14 protein-coding genes and 1 pseudogene are annotated in these 19,716 nt (G+C 52.3%); 3 read left to right on the top strand and 12 right to left on the bottom strand.

Annotated features, from left to right (window positions below):
- Positions 1-57 precede the first annotated feature (57 nt).
- Positions 58-1,308: a valine--pyruvate transaminase gene (locus O1Q74_RS00300; protein ID WP_271875419.1), complete on the top strand. Its 1,251-nt coding sequence runs from the start codon at positions 58-60 to the stop codon at positions 1,306-1,308.
- 106 nt (positions 1,309-1,414) lie between these two features.
- On the opposite strand, the gene dppF is transcribed toward O1Q74_RS00300, so the two are convergent.
- The 5 genes and pseudogenes from dppF to dppA form a co-directional block, all read right to left on the bottom strand.
- Positions 1,415-2,425 (bottom strand): dipeptide ABC transporter ATP-binding subunit DppF, encoded by a 1,011-nt coding sequence (gene dppF / locus O1Q74_RS00295; protein WP_271875417.1) that lies wholly within the window; start codon positions 2,423-2,425, stop codon positions 1,415-1,417.
- Positions 2,422-3,402 carry a dipeptide ABC transporter ATP-binding protein gene (dppD, locus tag O1Q74_RS00290; RefSeq protein WP_271875415.1) on the bottom strand — a complete coding sequence of 327 codons (981 nt, stop codon included), beginning with the start codon at positions 3,400-3,402 and terminating at the stop codon, positions 2,422-2,424. The genes dppF and dppD overlap by 4 nt, the downstream gene beginning before the upstream one ends.
- Positions 3,403-3,415: 13 nt before the next feature.
- Positions 3,416-4,318: a dipeptide ABC transporter permease DppC gene (gene dppC / locus O1Q74_RS00285; protein WP_039363567.1), complete on the bottom strand. Its 903-nt coding sequence runs from the start codon at positions 4,316-4,318 to the stop codon at positions 3,416-3,418.
- A gap of 13 nt (positions 4,319-4,331) precedes the next feature.
- On the bottom strand, positions 4,332-5,351 hold the full coding sequence (gene dppB / locus O1Q74_RS00280) for a dipeptide ABC transporter permease DppB (protein WP_261847437.1): 1,020 nt from the start codon (positions 5,349-5,351) through the stop codon (positions 4,332-4,334).
- Positions 5,352-5,583: 232 nt separating this feature from the next.
- Positions 5,584-7,183: pseudogene (dppA, locus tag O1Q74_RS00275) on the bottom strand (dipeptide ABC transporter periplasmic-binding protein DppA).
- Between the two features lie 1,460 nt (positions 7,184-8,643).
- Between dppA and O1Q74_RS00270 the strand changes: the two are divergent.
- A complete protein-coding gene (locus O1Q74_RS00270; protein WP_271875411.1) occupies positions 8,644-9,987 on the top strand; it encodes a 2-hydroxycarboxylate transporter family protein in 1,344 nt (447 codons plus the stop codon).
- Positions 9,988-10,072: 85 nt separating this feature from the next.
- Here the strand turns inward: O1Q74_RS00270 and dcuR are convergent, their stop codons facing one another.
- The 6 genes from dcuR to ibpA all read right to left on the bottom strand — a co-directional run bounded on the left by dcuR (position 10,073) and on the right by ibpA (position 17,559).
- Positions 10,073-10,795, bottom strand: coding sequence for a two-component system response regulator DcuR (gene dcuR, locus O1Q74_RS00265; RefSeq protein WP_271875409.1), 723 nt, complete (start codon positions 10,793-10,795; stop codon positions 10,073-10,075).
- Positions 10,788-12,416, bottom strand: coding sequence for a sensor histidine kinase (locus O1Q74_RS00260; protein WP_271875407.1), 1,629 nt, complete (start codon positions 12,414-12,416; stop codon positions 10,788-10,790). Before O1Q74_RS00260 ends, dcuR begins: the two co-directional genes overlap by 8 nt.
- A 166-nt stretch (positions 12,417-12,582) precedes the next feature.
- Positions 12,583-13,995 carry an anion permease gene (locus O1Q74_RS00255; protein WP_225086399.1) on the bottom strand — a complete coding sequence of 471 codons (1,413 nt, stop codon included), beginning with the start codon at positions 13,993-13,995 and terminating at the stop codon, positions 12,583-12,585.
- Between the two features lie 707 nt (positions 13,996-14,702).
- Positions 14,703-16,361 (bottom strand): putative transporter, encoded by a 1,659-nt coding sequence (locus O1Q74_RS00250; RefSeq protein WP_271875405.1) that lies wholly within the window; start codon positions 16,359-16,361, stop codon positions 14,703-14,705.
- Between the two features lie 175 nt (positions 16,362-16,536).
- Positions 16,537-16,989, bottom strand: a complete 453-nt coding sequence (gene ibpB, locus O1Q74_RS00245) for a small heat shock chaperone IbpB (protein WP_271875404.1) — start codon at positions 16,987-16,989, stop codon at positions 16,537-16,539.
- Between the two features lie 156 nt (positions 16,990-17,145).
- Positions 17,146-17,559 (bottom strand): small heat shock chaperone IbpA, encoded by a 414-nt coding sequence (ibpA, locus tag O1Q74_RS00240; RefSeq protein ID WP_005976748.1) that lies wholly within the window; start codon positions 17,557-17,559, stop codon positions 17,146-17,148.
- A 266-nt stretch (positions 17,560-17,825) separates the two neighbouring features.
- On the opposite strand from ibpA, the gene O1Q74_RS00235 reads away from it, so the two are divergent.
- Entirely contained in the window at positions 17,826-18,269 is a 444-nt protein-coding gene (locus O1Q74_RS00235) for a YceK/YidQ family lipoprotein (RefSeq protein ID WP_271875397.1), read from the top strand.
- A 36-nt stretch (positions 18,270-18,305) separates the two neighbouring features.
- Here O1Q74_RS00235 and O1Q74_RS00230 read toward each other — a convergent pair whose 3' ends face one another.
- Positions 18,306-19,613 carry a DUF3748 domain-containing protein gene (locus O1Q74_RS00230; protein WP_442953111.1) on the bottom strand — a complete coding sequence of 436 codons (1,308 nt, stop codon included), beginning with the start codon at positions 19,611-19,613 and terminating at the stop codon, positions 18,306-18,308.
- Positions 19,614-19,716 lie beyond the last annotated feature (103 nt).

The following is a 19,716-nucleotide window of genomic DNA, read 5'->3' as shown; positions in this document are numbered from 1 at the left end:
ATTGGCGCAAGCGCTATGGTTGCCGGTAACCTGTGTACGACCACTGATAAATAAACTATGAACTTTTCTCTTTTCGGCAAGAAATTCACACGTCACGCTGGCATCACCCAATTAATGGACGACCTGAACGAAGGGCTGCGTACGCCAGGCGCCATCATGCTGGGTGGCGGCAATCCGGCGCATATTCCGGAGATGGATAGCTACTTCAAACAGCTGTGTCAGGATATGCTAGAACAAGGGAAGTTAACGGAAGCGCTATGCAACTACGACGGCCCGCAAGGTAAGGATACGCTGCTTACTGCACTGGCCGAACTCCTGAGTAATGAATTAGGCTGGCAGATTGGACCACAGAATATTGCGCTGACAAATGGTAGCCAGAGTGCATTTTTCTACTTATTTAACCTGTTTGCTGGTCGACACAACGATGGCAGTCTGAAAAAGGTACTGTTTCCGCTGGCACCGGAATATATCGGCTATTCGGATTCCGGGCTGGACGACAACATGTTCGTCTCCGTTCGTCCCCAGATCGAGCTCTTGCCTGAAGGGCAATTTAAATATCACGTCGATTTCGATCACCTGTCGATTACCGATGATATCGGGCTGGTCTGCGTATCTCGCCCAACCAATCCGACCGGCAACGTGTTGACCGATGACGAGCTGATGCGTCTGGATAGTCTGGCGCAGCAGCACAAGGTTCCCTTGCTGATTGATAACGCCTATGGCGTGCCTTTCCCCGGCATCATCTTCAGTGATGCGACGCCGCTGTGGAACCCGAATATCATCCTATGCATGAGCCTGTCCAAACTGGGCCTGCCCGGTTCACGCTGCGGTATCGTGGTTGCGGATGAAAAGGTCATTTCCGCGATCGGCAACATGAACGGCATCATTAGCCTGTCTCCGGGAGCAGTTGGACCCGCTCTGGCACACGAGATGATTCAGCGTGGCGATCTGCTGCGCTTATCTAACGACATCATACGCCCGTTCTACCAGCAGCGCGTAACAGAGACTATCGCCATTATTCGCCGCTACCTGTCGCCCGAGCAGTGCCTGATTCATAAGCCGGAAGGCGCGATCTTCCTGTGGCTGTGGTTTAAGGATCTGCCTATCACGACGGAAACCCTGTACCAGCGCCTGAAAAAACGCGGTGTCCTCATGGTTCCAGGCCACTATTTCTTCCCCGGTCTGGATCAGGAATGGCCGCACGCCAACCAGTGCATGCGCATGAACTATGTGCCGGAGCCGGAGAAAATCGAACAGGGCATTGCGATTCTGGCGGAAGAAGTGGAAAAAGCGATGCAGGAAGCCTAATTCACCGCTATTGTCGCGGCAATATGGTGCTAACTAGCGGTGCAGCAGCGTTCAACCCTAGCCCCATTCACCTACGCTTGAACAGCGTAGGTGCATTGAAGGCAAACTAGGCGACAGCGGTACCCTGTTCGTCCTGATCGACAGCGAAGCAGGCGACCTGCTGTTCACCGTAGGTTTTCAGCTGTGGCTGGAACTGTGTGCAGGTGCTGAAGCAGCGCTGGCAGCGGGCGTTGAACGCGCAGCCTGGCGGTGGATTCAGCGGGCTGGGCAGCTCGCCCGTCAGCTTGATGCGCTCACGGCGTAAATCTGGATTCAGGCGCGGCGTCGCGGAAAGTAACGCCTGCGTATACGGGTGGCGCGGGTTGTTGAAAATGGCATCCTTACTGCCCTTCTCAACACAGCGGCCCAGATACATCACCATCACTTCATCAGCTATATGTTCGACGACGGACAGGTCATGAGAGATGAAGACATAAGACAGCCCCAAGTCCTGCTGTAAATCCATCATCAGGTTCAATACCTGCGCGCGCACCGATACGTCCAGCGCCGACACCGGTTCATCGGCAATCACCACGTCTGGGTCCAGCATTAACCCACGGGCGATAGCGATACGCTGACGCTGGCCACCGGAGAACATATGCGGATAGCGGTCATAATGTTCCGTTTTCAGCCCGACTTTCGCCATCATCGCCAGCGCTTTTTCACGGCGTTCGGCTTTTGACAGTTCCGTGTTGATCAGAAGCGGTTCTTCGAGGATCTGCCCAACTTTCTTACGCGGGTTCAGCGATCCATAAGGATTCTGGAACACGATCTGGATCTTCTGACGACGCAGTTTCTGCGCTTGCGGATCGGGCTTCAGCAGATCCTGCCCCTGATAGTAAAGCTCACCATCAGACGGAGTTTCGATCATCGTCAGCAGACGACCCAGTGTGGATTTCCCACAGCCAGACTCTCCCACCACCGCCAGCGTTTTACCGCGCTCCAGCGTAAAGGAAACACCGTCCAGCGCCTTCACCATCCGTTCTGGCGCAAAAAAGCCTTTCTTCACCGGGTAGTGTTTTTTCAAATCAATCGCATGCAGCAAATACGGCTGCGATGTGGCATTCAATTCACTCATAGGGTCGGTCTCCCCGCATCATCCAGCGGTGTATGACATTTCACCTGACGACCAGGAATATCGCGCAGTTCAGGTTCTTCCTGACGACAACGCGCCTGTGCATAAGGGCAGCGTGGGTTTAACAGACAGCCGTTCGGGCGATCGTATTTGCCCGGCACCACGCCCGGCAACGATGCCAACCGGGATTTGTCCGCCGCAAACTCTGGCAGCGCACGCAGCAGCGCCTGGGTATACGGATGGCGGGGCGCACTGAAAATGTCCGCCGCTTTACCTGATTCCACGACCTGCCCGGCATACATCACGATGATGTGATGTGCCGCTTCGGCCACCAGCGCCAAATCGTGCGTGATCAGGATCAGCGCCATGTTCTCGCGCTGCTGCAATTCAAGCAGCAATTCAATGATCTGCGCCTGAATGGTCACGTCGAGTGCGGTGGTGGGTTCATCGGCAATCAGCAGCTTCGGCCGACAGGCAATCGCCATCGCAATCATCACGCGCTGACTCATCCCGCCGGAAAGCTGGTGCGGATAGACATCGAGGCGCGAAGCCGGATCGGGAATCCCGACCAGCGTCAGTAGATCAATTGCACGCTGACGACGGGTTTTACGGTTACCGCCCTGATGCACCTTGATGGCTTCCATGATCTGGTAGCCCACGGTGTAGCACGGGTTCAGGCTGGTCATCGGGTCCTGGAAAATCATCGCGACTTCAGAACCCACCAGATTACGCCGTTCTTTCTCAGAAATTTTTGTTAAATCACGCTGGTTAAACTCCAGCTTGTCGGCCATCACTTTGCCGGGGTAATCAATCAGCCCCATAATCGCCAGCGAGCTGACGGACTTACCGGAGCCGGATTCCCCGACGATACCGACGACCTGACCTTGTTCAACCTGGTAGCTGATACGATCGACCGCACGAAACGGCAGATCCTCATCACCAAAGTGAACCGACAGTTTATCTACATTGAGCAACGCCATCTCTCTACCTCTACTACTGCTTGAGTTTGGGGTCGAGAGCGTCACGCAAACCGTCCCCCATCAGGTTAAACGCCAATACCGTCAGTAAGATTGCCAGACCGGGGAACGTCACCACCCACCAGGCGCTTTGCGCAAACTGCAAAACGTCCGACAGCATGGTGCCCCACTCTGGCGTTGGCGGCTGTGCGCCCATACCGAGGAAACCCAAAGCAGCCATATCGAGAATGGCATTAGAAAAGCCGAGAGAAGCCTGCACAATCAGCGGTGCCAGGCAGTTCGGAAGAATGTTAACGAACATCTGACGCGCCGAACTGGCTCCCGCCACGCGTGAGGCCGTGACGTAATCGCGATTGACTTCCACCAGCACCGCCGCGCGGGTTAAACGGACGTAGTGCGGCAATGCCACGAAGGTCAGCGCCAGCGAGGCATTCACAATCGAAGGCCCGAAGACGGCCACCAGCACCAGCGCCAGCAGCAGGCTTGGCAGCGCCAGCATGATATCGACGATACGCATGATGAGCGCATCGACCACACCGCCGAAATACCCGGCCAGCAGACCGAAGATCACCCCCAGCACCAGCGACAGGGCGACGACCAGACAGCCGACCAGCAGCGACAGGCGTGCGCCATACATCAGGCGGGACAGGACATCACGCCCGACATCATCGGTGCCCAGAATGAACTGCCAGCTCCCGCCCTCTTGCCAGACCGGCGGACGAAGCAGCGCATCGCGGAACTGCTCGGCAGGGGCATGTGGTGCCAACACGTTGGCGCCAATGGCGATAATCAGCATCAGCACGACATACACCATGCCAACGACCGCCCCTTTGTTACGTTTAAAATAGTGCCAGAATTCCTGTAGCGGGGTCATCGGCTTCGGTGCGCTATTTACAACAGGTTCAGTGACGTGTGTCATCTTAGCCTTCCCCTTATTTCTTGTGACGGATGCGTGGGTTAACCACGCCGTAGAGCACATCCACCAGCAGGTTCACCAGAATGATCATGGTTGCCACCAGCAGTACGCCGCCCTGAACCACCGGATAGTCACGACGCTGTAATGCATCGATCAACCACCGTCCCAGCCCCGGCCAGGAGAAAATGGTTTCCGTCAGGATCGCCCCGGCCAGCATGGTGCCGACCTGCAAACCAATGACTGTTACCACCGGCAGCATCGCATTACGCAACGCGTGCACAACAATCACACGCAGACGGCTCAGCCCTTTAGCGCGGGCGGTGCGGATGTAGTCCTCACCCAGCACTTCCAGCATGGCAGAGCGCGTCATACGCACAATCACCGCCAGTGGAATGGTGCCCAGCACGATGGCAGGCAGGATCATATGTTCAACCGCGTCGATAAAATCGCCTTCCTCGCCCCAGAACAGGGTATCGATCAGCATAAAACCGGTCAGCGGCATGCTGTCATCGAGGAAAATCGTGTCGCTGATACGCCCCGAAACGGGCGTAAGGTTGAGCTGAACGGAAACCAGCATGATCAGCATCATGCCCCACCAGAAGATAGGCATGGAGTAGCCCGTCAGCGCCAGGCCAACAGAGGTATGATCGAAAATAGAACCGCGTTTAACCGCAGCCAACACACCAACCGGGATCCCAACCGCGATAGCAAACAGCATCGCACAGATACCCAGTTCCAGCGTCGCTTTGAAGCGAGGCACGAATTCTTCCCACACGGGGATACGACTCTTGAGGGAGATTCCCAGATCGCCCTGCAACACACCGCCAATATAGTGGAGGTATTGCTGCCAAAGCGGCTTGTCCAGCCCCATTTCAGCCAGCAATTGCGCATGGCGCTCGGCGGAAATACCACGTTCCCCCGCCATGATCATCACCGGGTCGCCCGGAATCATGTGCACGAATGCGAAGGTCAACAGGGTGATACCAATAAACGTTGGGATAACGAGCCCCAAACGCCGGAGTATGAACTGCAACATATCCCGAACTCTCTATTTATGCCCGCTGGCTCGTTGACCATCGGGCTTCTCATTGCTCACAGCTAAAAAATCGCCAGGTGCGATTTTAAACGTCGTGTGCGACGGCCCGCAGGATAACGGGCAGGGAAGACAACCATAAATTTAACGGGCAAGAAACCCCGCCTACACGGCTCCTCTAACGAGAAACCGCAAGGTCGGGGTTTTCAATGTCCGTGAAAAACGAGTGGCTGACTTAATCCAACGTCACGTTGTTGAAGCTATGCACGCCACGCGGCTGAACCACATAACCTTTCACATTTTTACGTACTGGTTCATACACGGTGGAGTGCGCAACAATCAGTGCCGGAGCCTGATCGTGCATCACCACCTGTGCCTGCTTGTACAGCTCAATACGTTTTTCGTGATCGGAAACGGCGCGCGCTGGTTGGATCAAATCTTCAAACGGCTTGTAGCACCACTTGGAGTAGTTGGAACCATTTTTAGCCGCGTCGCAGCTGAACAGGGTCGCGAAGAAGTTATCTGGATCCCCATTGTCACCCGTCCAGCCCATCAGCACGGTCTGGTGCTCGCCATCTTTCGCACGCTTCAGATACTCGCCCCACTCGTAGGTGACAATCTTGGCTTTCACGCCAACTTTCGCCCAGTCGGACTGAATCATTTCCGCCATACGACGCGCGTTCGGGTTATACGGACGCTGTACCGGCATTGCCCACAGGTCGATAGAGAAACCGTCAGCCATACCCGCTTCTTTCAGCAGTGCTTTCGCTTTCTCAGGATCGTAGCTGTAGTCTTTAACGTCGTTGTTGTAGCCCCACATGGTCGGCGGGATCAGGTTAGTTGCGGCCTGGCCGGCTCCCTGATAGACCGCTTCGATAATGGCAGTCTTGTTAACCGCATAGTTCAGCGCCTGGCGAATCTTGACGTTATCCAGCGGTTTTTTCTCAACGTTGTAAGCCAGATAGCCAACGTTCAGGCCAGGCTGTTCCATCAACGTGATGTTCTTATCTTCTTTCATCTTCGCGAGATCGGCCGGATTTGGATACGGCATGATCTGGCATTCGTCTTTTTGCAGCTTGGCGTAACGCACAGACGCATCTGGCGTGATGGAGAAGACCAGACGGTCAACGCCCGGCTTAGTACCCCAGAAGCCTTCAAAGGCTTTGTACAGAATGCGGGAATCTTTCTGGTACTGCTGTAGCTGGAACGGGCCTGTACCGATTGGGTTCAGGTCGATTTTCTCCGGCGTACCGGCTTTCAGCATCTTATCAGCGTATTCCGCTGACAGGATGGAAGCAAAATCCATCGCCAAATCGGCAAGGAACGGCGCTTCAGGGCGAGTCAGCACAAAGCGGACGGTATAGTCATCGACTTTTTCAATTTTGCTGATCAGCTCTGGCATCCCCATACCCTGATAGTATTCATAGCTGCCGCCAGACACTTTGTGGTACGGATGGTTGGCATCCTGCTGACGCATGAAGGAGAAAATCACGTCATCGGCATTGAATTCACGGGAAGGTTTGAAATCTTTGCCGTCTTGCCATTTCACGCCTTTGCGCAGATGGAAAGTATAGGTTTTGCCGTCTTCGCTAATATCCCATTTTTCAGCCAGCGGTGTCCGTGGTGCCGTCTTTAAATTCCACTAGGCGGTTATAAATAGGAATAGAGCTGGCATCAAACGTCGTACCGGAGGTGAACAGCTGTGGGTTAAAACCTTCCGGGGAACCCTCTGAGCAGTAAACCAGCGTTTTTGCCTGAACGCCTGCGGCGACGGACAAAGCGAGCAAGCCAAGGCCTAACTTCAACACCCTTGATTTAACCAGGGATTTTTCCATTACTTGTGCTCCATTGTGGATGATGTTGTGTGCTATACCCGCCTTACTCCAAGCTGCACTCGCCTTAACACTGTTGCTAAAACACGATCGTTAAAAGCACAGTGGTTAACAGCGCTATATTCCGTCCTGCATCTCGAAATCAATTGGGTATGGTTGGCCAGACCTGTATTTTTACGAACTGTGGTCTGTACCCTGTCGCCCGAAGGCAAAATTAAAATAATGAGGGAGAAGAAAGGTGGTTACCAAAACCGATGGCCGTCACGCTGTTGGATAGAGTCATAATAACTACAACCTATACCTTGACGCGCCACAACCCGCTCACGGATGCTGGATGAAGACGTAGAATCATTCAGACAAGCCGCTGCTTTCCTCCTTATATCCCTATGACGCCCTCAATTTCTCAACAGATGGCGATGACGTCAATATAAGCTGTAAGGATTTACAAAATTTCCTTACATTTTCTTAAAAGAGAAAATACAAGCTCATCACCTTACAAAAGGTGGATGTTTTGTCTTTTTATGAAAAAACAGCGATAAAAACCGATACTTTGCAGACCTAAAGAAATTATCACCATTAAAAAAACTATAGTCATCTGGTCTTACATGTCCAAGATTTGAGCACTATTTTTTGTTAAAAACGTTAACGGCAGGTGAAAATCCTGATGGATAATAAGAAATTCTGATATTTACCACGGCACCATAAGTAGCCAAATGACTATCTACGCTACATAAAAAAACTCTATGCGGCATAAAAAGCGTTGTTTCCCCCCCTAATCCAACTTGCCGTTTCCTTCTTTGTTTACCTGTGGGGCAGAGATCGGTTGCTGGAGAGATTCGCTAGATAAAGCATAGATAAAAAGGCGGCTGGCGCAGAATTGATAACCCATTCTGTCCGCGGTTGCGTCATCAGGGCGATGACCCATGAGGCTATGATATTGCTCAATAATTAATTGGCTATTTTAGTTAAATAAATATTTTTACCAAAATAAAATCATGCTATTTACTTATTCCCATAAAGTGGTATTTTCACTCTGTGATTTACCTCACTCCCCTCTTTTAATTCCCCCAACACGCTAAATAAATTATTTTAATTACAAAAAAACAATATAAGTTATTTAAAATCGAGTTGCTGATAAGTTCACAAATACGTAATTAACGTATTATTTTTAACATTCCCTCATGCTAGATTACCCTCCAACATGATTCATTGTTAAATAACATCCATCATTCTTTATCTTTTTGTTACTAATTGATAAAAAACAAAAAAACGTATTTTTCTGCTTTTTGATAATACACATCCCGCCGCTATTGGCATTAGTAACGTTCGATAAGCACACAGATATCGAAGAGAAAATCGTCAATAATTCATGTCGATAACGATGCACTATCAATATCGCAACGGCATTACGCGGCAGGCATGTGATTTCTTTCTGTACCAACTGTCCTGGCAGGGTGAATATAATGAAAAAAATTGAAACTGATATTCTATGTGAGAACGATCTCACTCTGGAAAAACAGGCATCGTTTATCGGGGGCTTTTTCAAAAAGAAAATCGGCTCCGTTCCCGTTGCACTTTTTATGGCGATTGCCGCCATTGTCGCTATCGCTGCTTACGAGGGATATTTGCCTAAAAACATGATCGGTGGCTTCGCCGTCATCATGACGATGGGCTTTTTACTGGCGCACATTGGCAGCAATATCCCCGTGTTTAAAGATATCGGCGGCCCGGCAATTCTGTGCCTGATGGTGCCTTCCGTGATGGTGTATTTTAACCTGTTCAACGACAACACCATGAAAACCGTCCATCTGTTGATGAAAGAGGCTAACTTCCTGTATTTCGTCATCGCCTGTCTGGTGGTCGGCAGTATCTTGGGTATGAACCGCAAGATACTGATTCAGGGGATGATTCGTATGTTCGTCCCGCTGGTCATCGGCACCGCAACCGCACTGGCAACGGGTTTGCTGGTCGGTAAACTGTGCGGCTACAGCTTCTACCACACCTTCTTCTTCATCATCGTGCCCATCATCGGCGGCGGTATTGGTGAAGGCATCCTGCCATTGTCCCTCGCCTATTCTGCGATTTTGGGACAAAGCCCGGACGTGTATGTGGCTCAGTTAGCGCCTGCTGCTGTCGTCGGTAACATCTTCGCGATTCTGTGTGCTGGCGTGCTTTCCCGTCTGGGTATGCGCCGCAAAGATCTGAACGGTGAAGGCCGTCTGGTTCGCAGCGATGAAGACAACGCGATGTTTGCCGTAAACGACGCGCCAAAGCTGGTCGATTTTCACCTGATGGGCGGCGGATTGTTGATGATTTGCGCCTTCTTCATCGTCGGCGGCCTGTTTGAAAAACTGGTGCACATCCCTGGCCCCGTGCTGATGATTCTGATTGCGGTATTCTGCAAATACGGACGCGTTATCCCTGCCGTCATGGAGACCGGTGCGCACAGCGTTTACAAGTTCGTATCCAGCTCTCTGGTATGGCCGCTGATGATTGGGCTTGGCATGCTGTATATCCCGCTGGAGAGCGTCGTCGCGGTCTTCTCTGTGGGTTACGTTATCGTCTGCGGTTCTGTGGTGCTGTCCATGGCGCTGGTGAGCTTCCTGATTGCACCTTACCTGAACATGTATCCGATTGAGGCTTCCATCGTGACCACATGCCACAGCGGGCTGGGAGGTACAGGTGATGTTGCGATTCTGTCTGCCTCTAACCGTATGTCCCTGATGCCGTTTGCACAGATCGCCACCCGTATCGGCGGCGCGTCTACCGTTATCGCTGCAACACTGCTGCTGGGCTGGTTTGCTTAACCCAACCACAATTTGGTAATAACGAAAACGCCACGATCATTACCGTGGCGTTTTTATTTATTCATCGCTATTTACTCACTGCGTTTTATTCACAGTATTGGCGCAACGAATCCTGCTTTTCCGGCAGCAGACGATACAGGTAAACCGGTCGGCCGGTAGATCCGTACAGAATATTAGTGGTCAGGATATCGGTGTCAGACAGATAGATCAGGTACTTACGGCAAGAGACACGAGAAATACCAATCGCATTCGCCAGCATTTCGGTAGAGAACTCGATACCCTGATTGCCCTCAATCCACTCGCAGACGGTGCGCAGCGTCAGGCTGGTTAGCCCTTTCGGTAATTTCTTACGTTCACTGACGGTGCTACTGCTGGTACGACGGATCAGGTTATCAATATCCGATTGCCCAACAAAATCGCGGTGCTTGAACAAGTTCGCCTCTTCGCGATAGGCGGCCAGCGCCTGTTCGAAACGCGAGAACTGGAACGGCTTAATCAGATAGTCAACAACGCCGTAGTGCAGCGCTTTTTTGATGGTATACACATCGCTGGCAGAAGAGATGATGATAACGTCCGTCTTTTCACTGAACTCACGGATAGTCGGCAGCAGATCCAGTCCATTATCCTGCTGCATATAAATGTCCAGCAGTACCAAATCGATTTCCGAGTCAGGTTGCATCAACAGGTTTCGCGCCTGCTGCAACGTGGGCACGGTCGCATAGCAGCTAAATCCAGAAACCTGGTTCAGATAAGATTTGTTAAGCTCTGCAACCATGGCATCGTCATCAACAATCAGTACATTAATCATGGTCAAACAGCCTTGCTTGATAAGGAATAGTAACGAAAAACTGGGTGTACACCTCAGGTTCTGATTCAAACTCGATAGTGCCGCCAATCTTCTCCAGACTCTGTTTGGTCAGGTACAGGCCGATACCGCGCCCGCTGCCTTTGGTAGAGAATCCCTGTTCATAAATGCGCGCCTGACTCTCCGGCGCAATACCGGGGCCGTCATCCCCCACGGTACAGTGAAGGCGGCCATTCTGATGATGGAAACTCACGCTGATTTCGCAGTTTTCCTGCCCATCAATCGCATCCATCGCATTCTCAATCAAATTACCCAATACGGTAATCAATTCATTCGTGGCATCGACATCATCGGTATCCGGCAGCAAACTCTCCTCACTGATGGAGAGCGTGATGCCGAGATCGCGCGCGCGGTTGATTTTACCCAACAGGAAGCCGGCAATCACTGGCGATTTCACTTTACGAATAATCGAACCGATTTCCGCCTGATAATTATTGGCGGTCTTAAGAATATAATCTTCCAGTTGCGAGTAATACTTTAAGTGCAACATGCCCAGGATGACGTGCAGCTTGTTCATAAACTCGTGCGACTGCGCACGCAGCGCATCCGCGTAGTAGGACATCCCACTCAACCGTTGCAGCAGTTGGCTAATCTCTGTTTTATCACGGAACGTCGCAATCGCGCCGATAATATCGCCCTTCACAAAAACTGGAACGGTGTTGGTCAGCAGCAGGTGGCCGTTAAAGTTAATCTCTTCATCGCGCCGTGGCGTACCGCTCTCCAGCACCTGTTTCAGGTGTAGATGCTCAAGCCACTGTTCGCTGACGCGTTCGGCTGGCTTCGAGGACGGCGTTTCACTGCCCTGTGGTTTATTCTGCCGGAAAAGCCGTCGCGCCTCATCATTGATCACCGTAATCCGACCCTGTTGATCGACCGCGATGACGCCTTCTTTAATATGTTTGAGCATCGCGTTGCGCTGTTCAAACAGATTCGAGATCTCAAACGGCTCGAATCCCAGCATAATGCGCTTGAGCACCTTCACCAAAATCAACGTGCCCAGCCAGCCGACCAGCGCCCCTGCCAGCAGCGTCCAGGGAATCATCCAGCGGTTATCGCTGATCACCTTCTGCACGCTGGTTAAGGCAATCCCCAGCGCGACGACGCCAACCTGCTTATGGTTATTGTCGAAAACCGGCGTAAAAACCCGCAACGCAGGATCGAGCGTACCCCGGTTAATGGCGGTATTTTCCATACCCAGCAGCGCCGGGTAGATATCCCGGCCGGCAAAATGCTCGCCAATTCTTTCCGGTTCAGGGTGGCTATGGCGCACCGTATCCATGTCAGTCACCGTGACGAAGAGCAGTTGATTACGCTGGCGAATCGTCTCCGCAGCAATCTGCACTTCTTCTGGTCGGCCAATCCCTTTAAGTTCATCAATCACGACGGGAGAGGCGGCAAATGTGCGAGCAATGGCAAAGGCTTTTTCTCGCAGATGATCTTCTGAAAGCTGATTAATGCGAAAAAACAGCAAGGAATAGACCACCAGCAACACCGCACCGAGCACTACTGACACCATCAGAAACACCGAGGTTCCCAGCTTTAGCGGTGCCTTTTTCTTGCCCATGTCACTCTCCGAAACAAACATCATCACACCGTTATCTTATACTGTTTCGTCGCGTTTCGCGTGTCGTGATGCCTACGCCCCGTCACAGGGACAGGGCGTAGGCGTGAAGAAAGGAAATCAGGCTTAACGTGTTGCTCATCAGGAAAGCCAGTGCGTATCTACTTTTTTACCAGAAACCGAGCACTTTCCACCACATACTGCCAACACCCAGCCAGATAGGGATGATGACCAGGCTGATGGAGAAGCCGATCTTCCACCAGGTTCCCAGCGGCATGTAGCCTGTGCCGAACAGAATCGGTGCCGGGCCACTAGAATAGTGCGTCGTAGACATAAACAGGTTACTGAAGATACCGAACACCAGTACGGTGAGCATCGGCGGTGCACCCGCAGCCAGCGCGATAGAGACGAAAATCGCATACATGGCGCTGATGTGGGCAATCGCACTCGCCATCAGATAGTGGCTATAGTAGTAAACCAGCAGTAGCAGGCCCAGCATCGGCAGCCAGTGCATGCCACTCACCGCGCTGCCAGCCAGACCGCCCAGCCAGGCAATCAGACCCATTTTGTTGAGCTGTCCCGCCAGCGTCATCAGCACAGCAAACCACACCACGGTGTGCCAGGCTTCTTTCTCACCCACCACATCGTCCCAGCTCAGCGCACGACTGAGCAACAGCACGCTCAGGCCAGCCAGCGCGGTCAAGGTCGCGTCGATATTCAGCGTGGAGCCCAGCACCCAGAAGGTCACCAGCCCCAGGAACACGCCCAGCACCACCCACTCGTCGCGGGTCATTTTGCCCATTTCACGCAGTCTTTCGACGGCGATCGCACGCATTTCTGAGGTTTTCTTCAGTTCAGGCGGGTAGAAGCGGTAGATCAGGTAAGGAATCAGCGCCAAAGACAGGAAGCCCGGCAGCAGTGTCGCCAATGCCCAATCCGTCCAACTGATGTGAATACCGAACTGGGAAGCCAGTTTCGCCACCATCGGGTTACCCGCCATGGAGGTCATGAACATCGCAGACGTCACGGCATTACACTGGAAAATGGACTGCACCAAAAACGCACCAATGCGACGCTGTGTGCCTTTCTCCGGCGTGGAGTCGTAGGCTTCGGCAATAGAGCGGAACAGTGGCGTAATAATCCCACCGCAGCGCGCAGACGTGGAGGGCATCGCTGGGGCAAACAGCAGATCGGTAAATACCAAACCATACGCCAGACCGAGAGAGCTATTCCCCAGTTTGCTGATAAACAGCAGGCCAATGCGTCGCCCAAAACCGGTTTTGATGAAGCCGCGAGAAATAAAGAAGGCACAGGCGATCATCCAAATGGTGGGATCGCTAAAGCCCGCCAGCACATCTTTAATGGATAATAACCCTAATATGGCGACCGAGGTCAGGCTGAACATTGCCATCGCGCCAAGCGGGTACGGAGAGAGAATCAGACCGACAACCGTGGCAATGAAAATCGCCATCAGATGCCAGGCATCGGGTTTAACCCCATCAGGAACTGGTAATAACCATAAGCCGCCAGCAATACAAAGGATAACCAGAAGCTTTAGCAACCTGCTATTATTTGCAGACATAAGAACACCACTCTTCATTAAAACGGATTCTGTATTTCCCGTCATACTTCGAGCCGCATATACGTTGGCTTCCCTTACTCACCCCAGTCACTTACTGATGTAAGCTCCTGGAGATTCGTGCGGTTGCCGCCTTCCTGCGACTCGAATTATTTAGGGCATATCCCCGTCATACTTCGAGCCAAGTTTGTGCTGCTCTCGAATTATTCAGGAGATATTCACGACGGATGTCCCGTGCGGAGGAGTGGGTATTTCGTTATTCTTCCTTCGTCACCCTGCTGAAAACAACGCAACAGGAATCATCTGCGGAAAAAAAGACGAGAAAACAAGGGTTCTGGGTGCTTCTCTCGTCTTATCAAATCAAGTGATTAATGAAGAGATAGTATTATAATGCATCTGTAAAATAGCGTTACTTTAGTTACTAAAGGGGTTCATTAATTTATTTAAGAAACTATCACGTTTTTAATTTACCGATAAAAAAATCGTTTAAATTCAATAATATTTGACATTCATAGAACATAAAATTAACGTAATTAACGATAAGTAAATGATAAAAAAACTTATACCTAATAATGGTAATATAATTCTTTTCCAGACAGTCAGTTATCCATTCATTATTTATTTACTCAGGTATTCCCCTCTTCATAAATAAAAAAATAAATAGCCATTTTTCGGCGAAAAAATAGTAGTTTTTATCCAGCTGATAACATTTAGAGCGCCAGGAACAACACGGCTAATAGCTGCGGTGACATAATTCGCAGAAACATCGCCAGCGGATAAACCGTCGCATAAGACAACGCCGCTGCACCGCTGGTTGAGTGCAACCCATTGGCAAACGCCAACGCGGGCGGATCGGTCATGGAACCGGCCAGCATGCCGCACAGCGTCAGATAATTCATCTTACCCAGCGATCGCGCCAGTATGCCGACCAGCAGCAGCGGCACAATGGTAATCAGCGCACCGTAGCCAATCCACCACACGCCGTCACCGTTCAATAACGTATCAATGAAATCGCCGCCGGATTTCAGCCCCACCACCGACAGGAACAGCACAATGCCGAGCTCGCGCAGCGCCAGGTTCGCACTGGGCGGCATAAACCAGTGCAGCTTACCGATACCGCCGATACGCCCCAAAACCAGCGCCACCACCAGCGGCCCGCCAGCCAGCCCGAGCCGCAGCGCGACGGGAAAGCCGGGAATCATCAGCGGTACAGAGCCCAGTAATACGCCCAACCCAATGCCGATAAAGACGGGCAGCATCTGTACCTGCTGGAGCTTCTGCTGGGCGTTTCCCACGATATCCGCCACGGCATCGATCGCCGTTTTCCGCCCCACCAGATTCAGAATATCGCCAAATTGCAGGCTGGCCTGATTGCTGGCGATCAGCTCAACGCCCGCACGGTTCAGGCGCGAAATCACCACGTCATAGTTTTGCTTCAGATTCAGCTCGCGAATCTTGCGCCCCAGCACCTTCTCATTCGTCACCACCACGCGTTCAACGTGCAGATCGGTGCCCCGCGTCGAGAGCGACGTTTCCACTTCATTACCGATGACCAGCCGCGCCTGCTCCAAATCGCTTTTCGCACCAACCAGATGCAGATAGTCGCCCAGTTGGATGAGCGTCTGCGGCGATGGCACCATCAATTCATCACCGCGTTTCAGGCGGGAGCAGACAATGGTGTCACGGTTCAGAATCGGCACATCCTGAATCGCCAATCCTTGCAGATTGGTATTCGTCACCGACACATTCATCGTGTGCAGCTGTTCATGATTCAGGCCATTGCTGACTTCAAACTGCTTTGCCTCGTTCTCCACCGCCACGCGGAACAGGACGCGCATCAGCCACATCACCAGTAAAATGCCGCAGATCCCCAGCGGGTAAGCCATCGCGTAGCCTGTTCCCATCTGGTTCACCAATGCCGAACTCGACCCAAGATCGGTCAGAATCTGTTGACCCGCGCCGAGCGACGGCGTGTTGGTCACCGCACCGGAAAAAATACCGAGGATAATGGGCAAAGGAATATTGAGCAGTTTATGCAGCAGGACGGTCACGACACAGCCGAGGAACACCGTCAGCAGGGCGAACGCGTTCAGGCGCAGGCCCGATACGCGCAGAGAGGAAAAGAAACCCGGCCCGACCTGAATGCCAATGGTATAGACAAACAGAATCAGCCCGAACTCCTGAATGACGTGCAACATGTCATCATTCAGTTGAATTTGATACTGATGGGCAACATGCCCGACGATGATCCCACCGAACAGAACCCCGCCAATCCCTAAACCGACGCCATAAATCCGCCAGTTGCCGATCCATAACCCCAGAACCGCAACCAGCGCCAGCATACTCACGGTAAGTGCGATATCACTCATACCCGTATCCTTTGCGGACGTTTTTATTGGGAAATGCCACTGCCGCCATACTCTGTAATGAGTATATTTTGATTCTGGCAGAATGCTGGGTAAGGAAACGTGGCGGGCAACACAAAACCGCGCCCGTAATGAGACGGGCGCGGGAAATCATCAGGTTAATGACGCGGATGTCGCGTTATGACGCATCTTCAGCGGGCTGCTGGTTCAATGCCGGACGGCCACCGCCGATGGCGATGCGCTGGGGCTGCAAGGCTTCCGGTACATCACGCACCAGATCGATGTGCAGCAGGCCATTTTCAAAATGTGCATCAGACACATGCAGATGCTCGGCCAGCGTAAAGCTCAGCGTGAAAGGCTTAAACACCAGCCCCTGATGCAGATACTCCACGGCTTTCTGAGTCGGTGCCGGAGAACCTTTCACGGTCAGGCGCGGGCCTTCTACTTCGATATCCAGATCGCTCTGTCGGAAACCCGCCAGCGCGAGCGTGATGCGGTAGTGGTTGTCGTCTTTCTTCTCGATGTTGTACGGAGGAAAATCAACCGGTTCCTGGCTGCCTTGCATTGAGCTGGCTAATTTGTCGAAGCCGATCCACTGACGCAGTAAAGGCGATAAGTCGTAGTTACGCATGATATAACTCCTTCTAAGAAGCGAGATTAAGATGCCCATACGGGCGTACTTTATGCCAGCCGCGATTCAATGGCTGGCGTCGTCTCCATTCGGCAGACGAGATATTCATTCATGGCGCTGCCCTTTCAGACAATGCGCAATGGATTTGATAGTGATTTACTTGATTTCAATCCGACGCGGCTTCATCGCTTCCGGCACGATGCGCTCGAGATCGATGTACAGCAGCCCGTTTTCCAGATTGGCGCCTTTTACCTGAATATGTTCGGCCAGTTGGAATTTACGCTCGAAGTTGCGCTCGGCAATGCCTTGATACAGGTAGTTGCGGGCAACCTGCTCACCAGCGTGGGCGCCTTTTACAATCAATAAGTTGTCGTGCGCCGTGATGTCCAGTTCCTGCTCGGCGAAGCCAGCTACGGCAATCGCAATACGGTATTGGTTCTCGTCAACCAGCTCGACGTTGTAGGGAGGATAGCCGCCGTTACTCTGGGTCTGGCCGGTTTCTAATAGGTTGAACAGGCGATCAAAACCAATAGCGGAACGATACAGTGGGGAAAAATCGGGGTTACGCATAAAACAGCCTCCTAAACATGCAGCGAGGAGTTATTGTTACCTTCCCTAAGGACAGGCTCACAGCCGGAACAGATACCCTGACGGCGTATCGTTTTCTTCCGGCTTATTATCAATATGGTGACCCCCCTCAGACTTTCAAGAGGCAAAAAGGAAAAATCGCTACGTTTCATGCAATATTCACTCGCACTGCGGGCGTTATCACATACACTCAAGATAAGCAGGCTCTGGAACCCGCTCTGGCAGCAGGTTATTAATGGACAGGTAATATGACCTTACTGAAAAGCGCATTGTTCTCTTTCATCATTACCGGTAGCGGCGCGGTGGCGACCAGCGGCTGCTCCAGCGTGATGACGCACACTGGAAACGATCAGGGCTACTATTCCGGTACGCGCGCCAGTGTGGATATGCTGCGTGACGACGACACCAGTTGGGCCATGATGCCGCTGGTGGCGATTGACCTGCCGTTTTCGGCGGTTGCCGACACGCTGCTGCTGCCCTACGACTACTACCGTGCGGGCAGCGACAAGAACACGCTGTCAACACGCGAACGCATTTTACACAGCGAAGAGCAAAACCAAACCGCCAGTTCACAGCTTGCCACGATGCCTCATAGCAACACGGTGTCCCATAGCAACACGATGTCCCATAACAACAGCATGCCTAATAACACCACCATGTCTCACAACAACGCGCCGCATGATCAGCTTTGATAACAGCCGTGCTCGCCATGAACTCGCGTGTACCCGTTACGCTGTGGTCACCACAAAAAGCTGATTAAAGCCGTCAATCTCCCGCATATACGCAATGTGTTTCCCGTCAGGTGAAAAAACCACGGCATCCCCACTGGGTGGGCTGTCCGTTCGTGTCGTCAGTCGAACGAGTTCACCGCTTTGCGCATCACACAGCATGATGCTGTTGTCACACACAAACGCCAGAGAACGTCCGCTCGGGTGCCAGTTAAAGGCAGACTGTACGCCGTGTTCCGTACGCGTGACCTGCCTTGGCTCACCGCCATTCGGGGAAAGCGTCCACAGCTGCACCACACCCGCGTCATCGCGCATCAGGAAAGCAATCTCACTGCCGTCGGGCGAGGTTCGCAGCCAGTGGCGCGGCTGATTTACCAGCCCAGGATAACGCCGCGAGTGCGTAAAGGTTAAACGCCGCTGCTGCACGCCCGCTGGCGGCGCGGGCATTGACGTTGCCGTCCCTGCCAGTGGCACCTCCCCTTCTTTGGCGTAATCTTCCAGCGCGTCCGGCAAATCAACGATAAAGATCTCTGGAACCGTCGTCCCATCCACCGCACGCGTATCGCCGATAAACGCCAACGCCCAGCGCTGCCGCGCACCGTCCTGCTGGATATAGCCGGCCGTTCCTACCCAGCCTTCTTCATAGGCACGGTTGATTTCATCGCTGCCGGGCTGAGGCTGCGGCGTCGTTCTGCTGACCAGCACACAATAGTGGCTACCGTCATATTCACGCGGATGGCATTTCTCAACGGCGACGGCCTGTAACGGCACCGCCACGCCCACATTGCGCAAGTTCAATGTCGGATCGCACTCATGCAGCACATGGTCGTTATAGGTAAAGCTCAGGCGGCTGGCATCCGGACTGAAGACGTGGACATGCGTACCGCCACGCAGCGCGCCAGCCTGATAAGGCGGCGTAATAGAGAAGGCATCGAGCGTGATAGCCTCATCGCGCTGGCAATCCGCCACTATCGTTCCACGACGATGGTGAAAATCATACCGCCACTCGCTATCCGGGTTTTCCGGTCCGTGGATGAAAACATAGCGCAGCGGTTCCTGCGGACTACAGGTCACCACGCCCACATGCGCCCCCGCCGTCGCCCGGTAAATCACCTCGGTCTTCAGACTTTTCAGGTGTATTCGCTCAATGGTCAGCCCTGTGAATGAAGATCCATAAGGTCTGACGTCATAAATCAGCCACTTTCCATCACATGACCAGCAATTAATGTTGGTAAGTTGATGACCAGCAGCATTAAAAGTTAGTTTAACTTCAACAGACAAGTCATCACCCCGATTATTAAATATCATTCAGTGTTTTGTAAATAAATTTCAATTTTATGTATAACATGTTGTTTTATATTTAAAAAAACAAAAAAACAATCATTATTATCATTCAAAAAAATAGAAAGAC

The sequence above is a fragment of the Pectobacterium sp. A5351 genome, assembly GCF_028335745.1.
GTDB lineage: Bacteria > Pseudomonadota > Gammaproteobacteria > Enterobacterales > Enterobacteriaceae > Pectobacterium.
The sequence above is the reverse complement of the archived record's forward strand: the minus strand, read 5'-3'. Positions and strand labels throughout refer to the sequence as shown.

Coding starts and splice junctions, on each gene's coding strand:
- O1Q74_RS00260 (WP_271875407.1), bottom strand. CDS start 12,416: ATGGGCAAGAAAAAGGCACCGCTAAAGCTGGGAACCTCGGTGTTTCTG.
- O1Q74_RS00235 (WP_271875397.1), top strand. CDS start 17,826: ATGACCTTACTGAAAAGCGCATTGTTCTCTTTCATCATTACCGGTAGC.
- dppC (WP_039363567.1), bottom strand. CDS start 4,318: ATGACACACGTCACTGAACCTGTTGTAAATAGCGCACCGAAGCCGATG.
- dppD (WP_271875415.1), bottom strand. CDS start 3,402: ATGGCGTTGCTCAATGTAGATAAACTGTCGGTTCACTTTGGTGATGAG.
- dcuR (WP_271875409.1), bottom strand. CDS start 10,795: ATGATTAATGTACTGATTGTTGATGACGATGCCATGGTTGCAGAGCTT.
- O1Q74_RS00255 (WP_225086399.1), bottom strand. CDS start 13,995: ATGTCTGCAAATAATAGCAGGTTGCTAAAGCTTCTGGTTATCCTTTGT.
- dppF (WP_271875417.1), bottom strand. CDS start 2,425: ATGAGTGAATTGAATGCCACATCGCAGCCGTATTTGCTGCATGCGATT.
- dppB (WP_261847437.1), bottom strand. CDS start 5,351: ATGTTGCAGTTCATACTCCGGCGTTTGGGGCTCGTTATCCCAACGTTT.
- O1Q74_RS00300 (WP_271875419.1), top strand. CDS start 58: ATGAACTTTTCTCTTTTCGGCAAGAAATTCACACGTCACGCTGGCATC.
- O1Q74_RS00270 (WP_271875411.1), top strand. CDS start 8,644: ATGAAAAAAATTGAAACTGATATTCTATGTGAGAACGATCTCACTCTG.
- ibpB (WP_271875404.1), bottom strand. CDS start 16,989: ATGCGTAACTACGACTTATCGCCTTTACTGCGTCAGTGGATCGGCTTC.
- O1Q74_RS00230 (WP_442953111.1), bottom strand. CDS start 19,613: ATGATATTTAATAATCGGGGTGATGACTTGTCTGTTGAAGTTAAACTA.
- ibpA (WP_005976748.1), bottom strand. CDS start 17,559: ATGCGTAACCCCGATTTTTCCCCACTGTATCGTTCCGCTATTGGTTTT.
- O1Q74_RS00250 (WP_271875405.1), bottom strand. CDS start 16,361: ATGAGTGATATCGCACTTACCGTGAGTATGCTGGCGCTGGTTGCGGTT.